General features: G+C 37.8%; 8 protein-coding genes. 5 read left to right on the top strand and 3 right to left on the bottom strand.

The window, feature by feature from the left end:
• Positions 1-1138 (bottom strand): ABC transporter permease (locus V6255_RS17265; protein WP_341629258.1); only part of this gene is annotated, 1138 nt, incomplete at its 3' end.
• The gene (locus V6255_RS17270; protein ID WP_341629259.1) at positions 1138-1833 is read right to left on the bottom strand and encodes an ABC transporter ATP-binding protein; all 696 of its coding nucleotides are present in this window, start codon (positions 1831-1833) and stop codon (positions 1138-1140) included. The genes V6255_RS17270 and V6255_RS17265, both read right to left, overlap by 1 nt.
• Before the next feature lie 589 nt (positions 1834-2422).
• Between V6255_RS17270 and V6255_RS17275 the strand changes: the two genes are divergently transcribed.
• Positions 2423-3247, top strand: a complete 825-nt coding sequence (locus tag V6255_RS17275; RefSeq protein WP_341629260.1) for a hypothetical protein — start codon at positions 2423-2425, stop codon at positions 3245-3247.
• Positions 3248-3822: 575 nt separating this feature from the next.
• Here the strand turns inward: V6255_RS17275 and V6255_RS17280 are convergent.
• The gene (locus tag V6255_RS17280; protein WP_341629261.1) at positions 3823-6558 is read right to left on the bottom strand and encodes a nitrate reductase; all 2736 of its coding nucleotides are present in this window, start codon (positions 6556-6558) and stop codon (positions 3823-3825) included.
• Positions 6559-6994: 436 nt separating this feature from the next.
• On the opposite strand from V6255_RS17280, the gene nirB reads away from it, so the two are divergent.
• The 4 genes from nirB to V6255_RS17300 all read left to right on the top strand — a co-directional run bounded on the left by nirB (position 6995) and on the right by V6255_RS17300 (position 13384).
• A complete protein-coding gene (nirB, locus tag V6255_RS17285) occupies positions 6995-9520 on the top strand; it encodes a nitrite reductase large subunit NirB (protein ID WP_341629262.1) in 2526 nt (841 codons plus the stop codon).
• Positions 9521-9533: 13 nt separating this feature from the next.
• Entirely contained in the window at positions 9534-9884 is a 351-nt protein-coding gene (gene nirD / locus V6255_RS17290) for a nitrite reductase small subunit NirD (protein ID WP_160063918.1), read from the top strand.
• Positions 9885-10086: 202 nt separating this feature from the next.
• Entirely contained in the window at positions 10087-11559 is a 1473-nt protein-coding gene (locus V6255_RS17295) for a NarK family nitrate/nitrite MFS transporter (RefSeq protein WP_341629263.1), read from the top strand.
• Positions 11560-11620: 61 nt separating this feature from the next.
• A complete protein-coding gene (locus V6255_RS17300; protein ID WP_341629264.1) occupies positions 11621-13384 on the top strand; it encodes a protein kinase domain-containing protein in 1764 nt (587 codons plus the stop codon).
• Positions 13385-13617: the final 233 nt, after the last annotated feature.

The following is a 13617-nucleotide window of genomic DNA, read 5'->3' on the forward strand; positions in this document are numbered from 1 at the left end:
TTTCATGGTCATGTTCTTCATGATTTTCATTTTCGTGATCATGTTCATCGTGAGTAGCTACGTCATGATGTTGTTCATGATTTTCATTTTCGTGATCATGTTCATCGTGAGTGGCTTCATCATGATGTTGTTCATGATTTTCATCTTCGTGGTCATGCTCATCGTGAGTGGCTTCATCATGATGTTTTTCATTGTCATGTTCTTTATGATTTGCATCTTCGTGGTCATGCTCATCGTGAGTCGCTTCATCATGATGTTTTTCATTGTCATGTTCTTCATGATTTGCATCTTCGTGGTCATGCCCATCGTGAGTGGCTTCATCATGATGTTTTTCATTGTCATGTTCTTTATGATCTGCATCTTCGTGATCATGTTCATCATGCACTGCTTCATCATGGTGTTGTTCATGATTTTCATCTTCGTGGTCATGTTCATCGTGATCAGTATGACCACCAGAAGCTAATAGGGTTTCACCAGGTAAAGCACCAAAATGACCGTGGTTATCGGTATGCATTGCTTCCATTGCTTCCAATGAAATAATAAGAGACTGGTCTATAGCGGTAAAAGAAGGGGATAGGATTGCACTGATGAAGTAAGGAATATTATCATGATGATGTCCTTCTATTTCACCACCGCCATGTGTGACGATAACCTCATCACCGATTTTATAATTTAATTTCTTAGCGACTTCTGAGCCAATAACAACTGCGAACATATCGTCATCTATTTTTCCTGATTTAACCTTTAAATGTTGTTTATTAGCGTAACTAAAATAATCAAAGAAACTTAAGTCAGTTGCCATCACAGTATAGCCATGATGAGAATCACCTAATGAAATAGGCACAGCCCATTCAACTGCAGGAGATTTACTGATTTTTTGGTAAGTATCATATTTAATGGTATTAGTGGTATTACCGATATGAAAAACTGAGCTCAATAACAATTGTGAAGAAGCACCACGAGAGCCAATAATTAAATCAGTACCAGAAATACTTTTCATAAAACTATTATTAGTTTCTGTTTTTAACGTTTGAACACCTAGCAATAAAGTGATGCTGATTGCGATAGAAAAAAGAGTAATAAAAAAGGTCAGTTTACGGTTAAGTAAGCTTTTGAATGCTAATGATAAAATCGCCATTATATCGATTCCTTGAAGTTAACCTGATTGATCTGTTGTAAATTAATACTATGAGAAAAATGATGTTTCAAAGCAGCATCGTGGCTGACAAAAATAAGGGTGATATCTTCTTTTTTACATTCTTCAAATAGTATTTTAATAAAACCTTGGCGGTGATCACTGTCCAATGCTGAAGTAGGCTCATCGGCAATAATTATTTCAGGACTTCCAAGCATTGCTCTTGCCGCTGCGACACGTTGTTGTTGACCTACACTCAATTCATTAACACTACGTTGTAGTAATTCTGAATCATTTAAGCCTAGTGCGGCTAATAAGCGAATCGCCTCTTCATCTAAGCTATTACTTCGCTTTAATGCTTTTTCTTTGCGAGATGTTGAGAAGGTACAAGGTAAGGTAATGTTATCTAAAACGCTTAAATAAGGGATTAAGTTAAACTGCTGGAATATAAAACCGATATGATTTGCTCTAAAGCTATCTTTTTGACTAGAAGATAGATCATTTAAGGATTGTCCAAGTATTGTTACATTACCATTTTGAGGTGTTAAAACGCCCCCTAGTAAATTCAATAATGTACTTTTACCGCTTCCACTAGGGCCTTCAATAAATAAGTGTTGAGCTTTTTTAATATCTAACGCTTCAATGTTAATAACGTCTTTTTTCTGCCAGGCAAAGCGTAAATTAGTTAGATTAATCATGTTTTCTCACCGATAAGTTTTAGTATTAAATTATTGCTTTGTTATAACATAACAATACCTTTTTGTTACAACATAACAAAATAAAAACATTAATACGAACTATAAAATGCAGATATCAGATATTTTTTATAAGTTTTTCTTTATTCAAGCGCCACATTGAATATAAATAATTTGTAGTGCTTTAATATTCTATAACTCAAAATATATAGAATAAAAATGCTTAATCTACTCTATTTATCTGCTTATTTATTATTCTTTTTCTTTATAATACCGATTACATTAAATAAGTGATCTAAATTCTGCGCAGGAAAAATGACTTAGTTTAAGGCGTAAATTGAGCTAAATGTTTGTTCCCTTTACGAAATTTACAACGAAGAAATAAGTTATTTTAACCAGTAAAATAGATCAGTTAATTAGTATGATTGGTATAAACTATTGAATTATAGATCTCAGTCAAAATCATCGTTAAACGACTAATAATCCCTTTGTTTGAGGTTACAGGGCGTTTATACTGTTTTTTTAGCGCTCAGATTTTTATGACTGTAGCCACCATAACCATAAATTTATCAAACAATTGTGAGAGTATTTTATGTCAACTACCCCTTTAACTAGTGAGCAAATCAGCGAACTAGCAAATGCACTGTCTAGTGCACGTAAAGATGTTCGTATCCTAGACGGTTTCCCTGGTCCTATCCCAAGCACACTAGCTGAAGCTTATGTTGTGCAAGATGGTTCAATTGCAGCTTCTGAACAGCCTATTGTTGGCTGGAAAGTAGGAATGGTACCGCCAGATCTACGTGACGAACTTGGTGCTGAACGTATTTTAGGACCAGTATTCAAAGACGTATGCATCACTTTGACAGAACAACAATCAAAGGGACAAGCATTTGAACTACCTGTATTTGCTGGTGGTTTTATTGCGATTGAACCTGAGTTAGTGTTTGAAACAAACCAAGATATTGCACCGGGTAGCATCAACACTGCAAATGGCGTAGAGCATTTAGTTAAAGCGGCTTATGCAGGAATCGAAATCGCAAGTAGTCCTGTTATTGACTTAAATGGCTATGGTCCAACGGCAATTGCTTCAGATATTGGTAATCAATATGGTGTGATTTTAGGCACATCAATTCCCGATTGGAAAACGGCTATAGCAGCAATGGAAACCAGTACTACGATTAATGATGAGTTGATCAATACTGCTCCAACAGATGGCATTTTCAATGGTCCATTATCAGCATTTGCTTTCATGATCGACTGTTGTGCAGAACGTGGCATTACATTACCAGCAGGTTCTTTATGTAGCTCTGGCGCAATCACTGGTGTGCATGAAACACTAGTAGGTTCTACTTCAACAGTTAAATTTGGTGATGTTTGTACAATGAACTTTACGTTAGTTGATAATAAAAAAGCTTAATAATAAAAAGCTGACAAAATGTAAGTTGTTCAAGACTATTTGAATACTTTACTTCAAGCTTAGATTCAAGAAAAAGCGATCAATTGATCGCTTTTTTTGTTTTTAAATTACAGTGTTTTAGCTATAGAGCGCATGGGGAATGAAGTAAGGCCTAGTATTATTAGCAGATAAGCTCTACGAGTTCTGTTGTTAGGCTGCTGTTTTGGTGTTAGGGGCACATGCTTCAGCTTGCAGATCTTATTTGTGTTGGTTTTAGGTCTTAGGTTTTTTAAGATTACTTTCATATTTTTATTTTAAAAATCAAAATCAAAATAAAAGTTAAAAGCAACACATAAACCCCTGCAGGCTAAAGCCAGCGCCCCGAGGTCAAATGATCACCAGCGGAGGTATAAGTGAATAAAATTTTGAATCTAGTCTCGAAATTAAAGGTTTTTGAACTCAACGTATTTAATTAAAAAGCTAGCCTAAAAATTATTCTTAACGCTATGTCTGAAGTTATTCCCCAAATTTATGCCAAAAAGCTATGCCGAACAACTATCCCCGAAAACTATTCAATAATCTAAGCAATCAATAGCCTAAGCAACAAATTCTTCTACTTCAATTCTTTGTGGAATATCAACCATGTTATTGGCGAGTATTGACTCGACTTCAGGTAAACAGCTACCGCAGCCTGTTCCTGCACCGGTGCATTGTTTGATGCTATCAAGTGTTTGACAACCTTCCTCTAAAATAGCGTCAGTAATGGTATTGATGCCAACCTGTTTACAAGCACAAATAATCTTACCTTGGGCTAGTTTCCCTTCAACAATGCCTGAAATCAGTGTGAGTTCAATACTGCTATCAAGAGGTAAATCTAACACACTTTGTAACCAGTCTAATGATTGAGTGGTTAATTGCTCTGACGTGATATAAGCATTATTAAGCTGTGCATTTTGTACAAAAGCATAGCGATGAATCATTTGTTGAGATTCATCTGTGCTTGAGAATTGTAGCGTTTTGCCTTGTTTATTCTGTAATAGATTTTGTAATGCTTGCGATAGCTCTAAAGGTGAGCGATTATCTGCAATACGATATAAATAACCTTTTTCAACCTTCTGTTTTACCCAATAATCAAACTCATTAAGCTCGATTGGTTCACGCGTTAATAACATGGCTTCACTATGATAATGCCATTTTTTAACATTGACTTGAGTAGATTTAAAACCTGGTTGACCGGAAATAGGGTCGTTATCATCACTGACTAAATTACAAATATTAGCACTTTTAGCGGTTTGGCTATTCCAATGAATTGGCGTGAAAATTTGTCCTTTATTTTGTTGATTAGTGAGTAAAGCTCTTACTAACATCGCACCTTGAGGGCTATTAATTGCCACTAAGTTGTTATCAGTTATCTGGAGTTTTTCAGCATCATTTGGGTGTATCGCAACAAAAGGTTCAGTAATATGAGCCCCTAATCGACTTGATAAACCGGTACGAGTCATCGTATGCCAATGATCTCGAATACGTCCACTATTTAGAATTAAAGGGTATTGAGATTGTTTAGGCTGCTGGCTAGTTACATTAATGCTCGTTGCTAACTGTGAAACTGCAATAAACTGTACTTTCTTAGAAGGCGTGAAAAATTGTTTATCAGCAAATAAGCGTTGATGTACATTTTGTGTTTGTAATTCAGTGACTGGCCATTGTTGAGGCGTTAACTGGCTATATCCTTTTGCATCTAACGTCGTTAATCCAATTAAATTAAGGTCACGTGATAAACCATCTTCATTGTCTAACGTGGTCATTTTTGTAAATTCAGAGAAAACTTCTCCTTCATGAAGAAAGTTAAATGCTTTTGCAAAACCCATACATTTAGCAACTTCACTAATAATCCACCAATCTGGTTTAGCAACGCCTGGACTAGGTAATAAACGGCGCTGTCTTGAAATACGTCTTTCAGAGTTGGTGACGGTACCAGACTTTTCACTCCAACCTTGTGCAGGTAGCAATACATCTGCGAACTGTGTGGTCGCTGTTTCTGCCATGCAATCTGACACAACCACCGTTGGGCATTTTTTTAATGCTTCAATGATTTTATTACTATTAGGCAAGCTCACTACAGGGTTGGTTGCCATGATCCAAACTGCTTTTATTTTGCCTTCATTCATTGCTTCAAATAGGTCGACTGCTTTTAATCCTGGGCGGGTGGCGAGTTGCTCTGTTTCCCAGAAATCACTGATCAATTTATTTGCTTTTTGATCGCCAAATTCCATGTGTGCTGCCAAGGTGTTCGCAAGTCCACCCACTTCTCGGCCTCCCATTGCATTGGGTTGCCCTGTGATTGAGAAAGGGCCCATACCGGATTTGCCGATTCGGCCTGTGGCAATATGACAGTTAATAATACTGTTTACTTTATTACTACCTTGCGTTGATTGGTTAACACCTTGCGAGTAAATCGTCAGTGTTTTCTCGGTGCTAGCAAAATGCGCGAAAAATGATATTAAGTCTTGCTCATTTAACGCTAAGTTAGCGGCTAATTGAGCGGTGCTTGGCATATCTTCTTGTGCGCTTTTTAATGCTGCTTCAAATCCTTCACTATGTTGTTCAATGTAATCGTTATCAATTTTTTTATGTTCAACAAGGTAAGCCAGTAAACCATTAAATAATGCGACGTCAGTTTCTGGTTGAATAGCTAAATGCAAATCGGCAATAGAACAGGTATCTGTTTCGCGAGGATCGATAACCACAATAAATAGATTATCTCGTTTGGCTTTTTCAGCTTTTAAGCGCTGAAATAAAACTGGATGACACCATGCTAGGTTTGATCCGGTAATAACGACTAATTCCGCCGTATCAAGATCTTCATAACAACCAGGTACCGTATCACTACCAAAAGCGCGCTTATGGCCAACAACACTTGAGGACATACATAGTCTTGAATTGGTATCGATGTTACCGCTGCCAATAAACCCTTTCATCAGTTTATTCGCAACATAATAATCTTCAGTCAGGAGTTGCCCAGATACATAAAAAGCCACTGAATCTGGACCATATTCTTCAATAGCTTGTGAGAATTTCGAAGCAACATGTTGTAATGCATTTGGCCAGTCAGTTTCAATGCCATCAATGGAAGGGTGTAATAATCGTCCTTCTTGGCTCACCGTTTCGCCTAGCGCTAATCCTTTAGAGCAGAGGTTTCCGTAATTGGCGGGGTGTGATTGATCACCGCGAATGCTTAATTCACCTTTAGCACCGATACTTGCTTCAATGCCACAACCCACACCACAATATGCGCAGGTTGATTTAGTCCATAAGCTTTTTTCTTGGGTCATGTTGTTCTCTCTACTCTTTGAATATCCATATCTATACCTATATATAGAGCAAAGAGCACACCAAGTAAGGGGGAATTAGTGAAATAGTCTAAAATATATAAATTTTAACTTTAAAATCAATAAGTAAGATCTTTAATTTTTCTATGTAATGAATAAAATGAAAATATTGAAGTGCACTAAAAGTAAAAAAACGCACTAAACTGGTGCGTGATGCACTATTTTTTTACATTTTTGTAACATTTGATGGCGTTGATTCGTATTGTTAAATATAACTCCCCTGATTTATTTTCTGTAACTCTTTGAATCTTTATATGTATTTGTTTTTCTTTATTAGTTTGCTGTTATTGGCCCCTGCCTTGCAATAAATACTTTAAGGCACTTATTAAGCAAATTTAAGTGAACACTCAAAATAGAAGTTAAAAAGGAAGTAACAATTATGAGTAAACAACGCATTGTTGTGGTTGGAAACGGCATGGTAGGCCATAAATTTATCGATACTATTATCGGTAATGATGAAACCAAATACGAGGTGATTACTTTTTCTGAAGAATCTCGCCTTGCCTATGACCGTGTCCAATTAAGTTATTTCTTTTCAGGCAAAACAGCTGAAGACCTAGCATTAACTGATGCTGCATATTACGAAGAGAACGGCATTAAATTTGTTCTTAACGACAAAGTAGTTGATTTAGACTTTGATAATAAAAACGTCATTACAGCTAGTGGTCGTGTTGAAAGCTACGATAAATTAGTGCTTGCGACCGGTTCTTACCCATTTGTTCCGCCTATCCCAGGCAATGACCAAGAGCATTGTCATGTATACCGTACTATTGATGATTTAGAAAATATCACCAAGTCGGGTGAAACCAGCAAAACTGGTGTTGTTATTGGTGGTGGCTTATTAGGACTTGAAGCGGGTAACGCACTTGTTAACCTAGGTGTAGAAACACATATTGTTGAATTCGCGCCACGTTTGATGGCTGTTCAGTTAGATGACGGCGGCGGTTCATTATTAAAACGTAAAATTGAAGACTTAGGTGTGCATGTACACACTGAAAAAGCGACCACAGAAATTGTTGCAGGTAAAACATCACGTTACAGAATGAATTTTGCTGATGGTTCACATTTAGAAACCGACATGATCATCTTTTCTGCGGGTATTCGCCCACAAGATGAACTTGCACGTAAAACCGGTATCCCAATTGGTGAACGTGGCGGTATCGTTATTAACAACCATTGTGAAACAGGTGTTGAAGATGTTTATGCAATTGGTGAATGTGCTTTATGGGAAAACTTTATATTCGGCTTAGTTGCGCCTGGTTACCAAATGGCGAAAGTGGCTGCTGCCCATATGCATGGAGACTCAGACACTGAGTTTACTGGCGCAGATATGAGTACCAAATTGAAATTGTTAGGGATTGACGTAGCCAGCATTGGTGAAGTGCACGGTAAAACACCGGGTGCACAGTCATACACTTATCACGATGAAATCGAACAAGTTTACAAACGTTTAATTGTTTCAGCTGACGGCACAAAAATGGTCGGTGCAGTACTAGTCGGTGATGTAGAAGCTTACGGTACATTATTACAATTAAAACTAAATGATATGAAACTGCCTGCTAACCCAAGTGTGCTTATTTTACCATCATCTGGTGGTGAAGAAGCAGCAGGAATGGGCGTAGATGCATTACCAGATACGGCGGCAATTTGTTCATGTTTTGATGTCTCTAAAGGTGATATTAAAAATGCTGTGGCAGCAGGTTGTTGTAGCATGGGCGAACTTAAAGCTTCAACTAAAGCGGCTACTGGTTGTGGCGGTTGTAGTGCACTAGCAAAACAAGTGCTTGATAGTGAATTAGCAAGTCTTGGCTTTGAAGTGAAAAAAGATATCTGTGAGCATTTTGCTTATTCACGTCAAGAGTTAGCCGATATTGTCCGCGTTAAGAAAATTAAAACATTCACTGGTCTGTTAGCCGAGTGTGGTAATGGCTTAGGGTGTGAAATTTGTAAGCCTGCCGTAGCGAACATTCTTGCTGCTTATTGGAATGAATATGTATTAGAAGATGCACATGTTGGCCTGCAAGATACTAATGATAACTACCTAGGTAACATGCAAAAAGATGGTACTTATTCAGTGGTTCCACGTATGCCAGGTGGCGAAGTTAGCCCGGATGGTTTAATTGCGATTGGACAAATAGCAAAAGAATTTAACCTTTACACCAAAGTGACGGGTGGAGCGCGTGTGGATCTATTTGGTGCGCAATTACACGAGTTACCTGTCATTTGGAAAAAATTAGTTGATGCAGGTTTTGAAACAGGCCATGCCTACGGTAAATCGCTACGTACTGTTAAATCTTGTGTTGGTAATACTTGGTGTCGTTACGGTGTTAAAAATAGTATCGGCTTTGCGATTGACCTTGAAAATCGTTACAAAGGTTTACGCTCTCCGCATAAAGTGAAGTTTGGTGTCTCTGGTTGTACGCGTGAATGTGCAGAAGCCCAAGGTAAAGATTTTGGTTTAATCGCTACCGATGGCGGTTGGAATTTATACTTTGGTGGTAACGGTGGTATGCGTCCTCGTCATGGTGACTTATTTGCTTCTGACTTAACTGATGAACAAGTACGTACTTATGTTGACCGTATTTACATGTTCTATATCCGTACTGCCGATCGTTTACAACGTACTTCAGTATGGTTAGAGAATCTAGAGGGGGGTATTGAATATCTACGTGAGGTCATTATCAATGATTCACTTAACATTAATTCAGAGTTAGAAACAGAAATGGAAAGTAACATTGAAAATTACCAATGTGAATGGAAAACAACCATTGAAAGTCCTGAAAAACTGAAACGCTTTAAACACTTTATTAACAGTAAAGAAGCAGATGTCGGTCTTGCGTTTAAAGTAGTAAGGGGACAACGTTTCCCTTTAGAAAAAGATATTGAAATTACAGAATTAGTTTAATAGGAATAAGAAAATGGACGCTACATCGAACAACACAACTTGGACAGATATCTGTCCTATTAACGACTTAACGCCAGATGCAGGTATTTGTGCGCTATATAATGAGCAACAAGTCGCTATCTTCTTATGCAAACAAACTAACAGTGTTTATGCCGTTGCTAACTTCGACCCATTTGGTAAAGCGAATGTGTTATCTCGCGGCATCATAGGTTCAACAGAAGACATTACTTATGTTGCATCGCCTTTATATAAACAACGTTTTAATTTAGCGACAGGGGAATGTTTAGATTCTGAAGAACATAAAATTAAAACCTTTAACGTTCGTATTGAAAATGAGCAAGTTCAGCTCAAGGAAGCGAGCTAATCATCTAATAAAGTAAACACATGACACTAAGCCATTTTACGTATAACAAATTAATAGTTGAAAAAGTGGCTTAATGTTCCCCCCTTAAAAACAAGTTATTTCTAACCATAGAATAACTTGTTTGATAAATCAGATGATGATTTGTTAGGTGCTTCGCATCAATAACGTTCGTTAATTTTGTATAAAGACAGATAGGATATATATGAGTAATAATTCTTTTAACATTTTTTCTTTTCAAGGAAAAATGAAAACACTGCATTTAAGTTGGATGGCCTTTTTTATCACGTTTGCAGTTTGGTTTAACTTCGCCCCCCTACTACAATCAGTAAAAGAAACATTGGGTTTAAGCACTGAAGAAATTAAAACACTGCTTATTCTTAACGTAGCAATAACAATTCCAGCGCGTGTCATAATTGGTTCATTAACCGATAAATATGGTCCGAGACTGGTTTATTCTGCTCTACTTATTCTATGTTCAATCCCATGTTTCACTTTTGCTTTCTCTGAAAACTTTTTGCAAGCAGCTATCTCGCGTTTTGCTTTAGGTTTCATTGGTGCAGGTTTTGTTATTGGTATCCGTTTAGTATCTGAATGGTTCCCACATAACGAGCTAGGAACTGCTGAAGGGATTTATGGTGGTTGGGGTAACTTTGGTAGTGCGGCAGCCGCATTCAGTTTACCAACATTGGCATTACTATTTGGTGGCGAAGACGGATGGCGTTACGCAATGGTAGTAACGGGTCTACTAAGTTTAGTATTTGGTTTTATTTTTTACGCAAACGTAACAGATACACCTAAAGGTTCTACCTACTTCAAACCTGCTAATTTAACAGCAATGGAAGTAACGTCAAAAGGCGATTTCTTCTTACTACTTATCATGAAGATCCCAATGTATGCTGCTTTAGCATTGCTAGCGTGGAAACTTTCTCCAGATAACGTAGGGATGATTTCTAACACCGTTTGTTATGTTATTTATGCATTACTATTTGCACTATATCTTTACGAATGGTCACAGGTTTGGAAAGTTAATAAATCAATCTTTACAACACCAGTACCAGAACTTCACCAATATAAATTCAAACAAGTAGCGGTATTAAACGTTCTTTATTTTGCTACGTTTGGTTCTGAATTAGCGGTTGTGTCAATGTTACCTCTATTCTTCCTAGAAACGTTTGAATTAACACCGGTTGTTGCCGGTATGGTGGCATCAGCTTATGCCTTCATGAACTTAGTATCTCGCCCTGGTGGCGGTTGGTTATCAGATAAGTTTGGTCGTAAATCTACCTTACTTATTTTAACGGCTGGTTTAGCGCTAGGTTATTTATTAATGGCACAAATCGAAAGTAGCTGGACATTATGGGTTGCTGTTGTTGCTGCTATGATTTGTTCTTTCTTTGTACAAGCGGGTGAAGGTGCTGTATTTGCAACGGTTCCACTAATCAAACGTCGTATGACAGGACAAATTGCAGGTATGACAGGTGCTTACGGTAACGTGGGTGCAGTAGTTTACCTAACGGTACTATCTTTTGTTAGTTACCAAGTTTTCTTTTACGTGATTGCAGCAACTGCTTTCTTAGGCCTTTTAACATTATCGCTAATGACTGAACCTAAAGGTAAAATTGCAGAAGTAAACGAAGATGGTAGTGTTACCCTAATCGATGTAGGTGCTCACTAAAACTATATTTTCATCCCTCATCATAAAGTGAGGGATGAAAAACTTAAGGTAAAAAATATCCATGGATAAGAGTCAAGCAAAGCCAACTTTGAAAGTCTGTATTGGTGGGTATTCCACTGCAGGTAAACGTTCGGTCAATCAAGATGCTTTTGCAGTAAAAGATCCTTATTCAGCATCAGAAAAAAAGATGAAAGGAATAGTCGCCTGTGTTGCTGATGGCGTAAGTTGCAGCGATAAAGGACAACAAGCTAGCCACACCAGTGTTACCCAATTCATTGCTGATTATTACAGCACCAACAAAAGCTGGGACGTTAAACAATCCGCCAGTAAAGTCCTTAACTCCCTTAACAGTTGGTTATATCAACATAATCAAGATGATCTTAGACATAATGGCTTAATCACCACTTTCAGCAGTGTCGTTATCAAATCTACAACCGCTCATATTTTACATATCGGTGATAGCCGCGTTTATCGTTATCAAGAGGAAGAATTAAAGCAACTCTCACATGATCACAGTCGTGCTGTTTATAAACAAAACCCAGTCTTAACACGTGCACTTGGTATGGATTGCCACCTTGATATCGACTATCAAACCATCCCTCTGCAAGTCGGTGACCTGTTCATGTTAAGTAGTGATGGTGTACATGACTATTTGAGCCAAGAGAGCTTAAAGGAGTACCTAAGCCAATTAACAGAAGACGCAACAACAAAAGAGTTTGAACAACTTGCTAAAACAATCTGCGACGATGCGTTAACGCAAGGCAGTAGCGACAATATCAGTTGCTTATTAGTAAAAGTAACCTCATTACCTAGATCCGATTTAAGCGAATTATTTTCACATCTAAGCAGTTTGAATATTCCACCTGCATTACAAGTCGGTAACGAAATTGACTGTTTTAAAATAGATAAAATATTGCATGAAGGGGCGCGTAGCCATGTTTATCTAGCCACGGACAAAAGCACCAAAAATAAAGTGGTGTTGAAAATGCCATCACTGAACTTCGAAGAAGATACAAATTATCTCTTAGGTTTTTATAAAGAGCAGTGGGTAGGGCAATCAATTAATCACCCGAGTGTAATGTCGATCGCAGACAACATCAAAGGCTCAGTATTTTTATATCATATCTGCGAATATGTTGAAGGCATGTCTTTAAGACTGTGGATGCAGAAAAATCCTAAACCTGAATTAGATCAAGCCTATGACATCATTAAAAAAATAGTGAATGCCGTCCGTGTCTTACAGCGTGCGGGTATGGTGCATAGAGACCTTAAACCTGAAAACATTATCATCACAGAGCAGGATGACATTAAACTAATCGACTTCGGCACCGTTAAAGTTAATGGTTTTGAAGAGATAGTAAAAGAGCAACAAGAAGAGCCATTAGGCGCAGTAGATTACATTGCACCAGAATACTTAAACGACAACCAAAGCTCATCGTTGTCGGATCTATTCTCCATCGCAGTGATTGCCTATGAACTGTTATCAGGGTATTTACCTTATCCTGCTAACCAAGCACAATCGTTAGACAGAGCAAGACAATACACTTGGATTTACCAACCGATCCAAACTCACCGTTCAGAATTATCAAGCCGACTTGATAACGTATTACAGCGTGCATTAGATCCAAAGCCTAATAAACGCTACAGCACCATGAGTGAATTCATCGCAGAACTAACCGTCATCCAAAAAAGACAAACAATCCAAGAACCTAAAAAATCACTTCTAGAACGAGACCCAGTAAAATTCTGGCAATACCTAGCCTTCATCTTCATCGGCATCAGCGCAGCAGAACTCTTCATACTACTAAGCACTAGAGCCCTTTAGTTGTTGACCTTGGGACGTTTGGCGAATTAGCCGACTGCCTAGTGTTATGAGCAGAAGAGCTCTGCGAGTTCTGTTTTCAGGCTGCAGGGGGTAATGTTTACATGTGTTGGTTTTGACTTTGTGTGAAGCTAAAAACTAAAAGAATAAAAATACACACAAACCCCTGCAAGCTAAAGCATGCGCCCCAGAGTCAAAGGCTCATAAACTTGTAGCAACAAGTCAAAACAACACAC

It is taken from the genome of Psychromonas arctica (genome assembly GCF_038155225.1).
GTDB lineage: Bacteria > Pseudomonadota > Gammaproteobacteria > Enterobacterales > Psychromonadaceae > Psychromonas > Psychromonas arctica_B.

Bases quoted from the DNA above. Each gene is read 5' to 3' on its own strand.
- V6255_RS17270 (WP_341629259.1), bottom strand. From the start codon at position 1,833: ATGATTAATCTAACTAATTTACGCTTTGCCTGGCAGAAAAAAGACGTT.
- V6255_RS17275 (WP_341629260.1), top strand. From the start codon at position 2,423: ATGTCAACTACCCCTTTAACTAGTGAGCAAATCAGCGAACTAGCAAAT.
- V6255_RS17280 (WP_341629261.1), bottom strand. From the start codon at position 6,558: ATGACCCAAGAAAAAAGCTTATGGACTAAATCAACCTGCGCATATTGT.
- nirB (WP_341629262.1), top strand. From the start codon at position 6,995: ATGAGTAAACAACGCATTGTTGTGGTTGGAAACGGCATGGTAGGCCAT.
- nirD (WP_160063918.1), top strand. From the start codon at position 9,534: ATGGACGCTACATCGAACAACACAACTTGGACAGATATCTGTCCTATT.
- V6255_RS17295 (WP_341629263.1), top strand. From the start codon at position 10,087: ATGAGTAATAATTCTTTTAACATTTTTTCTTTTCAAGGAAAAATGAAA.
- V6255_RS17300 (WP_341629264.1), top strand. From the start codon at position 11,621: ATGGATAAGAGTCAAGCAAAGCCAACTTTGAAAGTCTGTATTGGTGGG.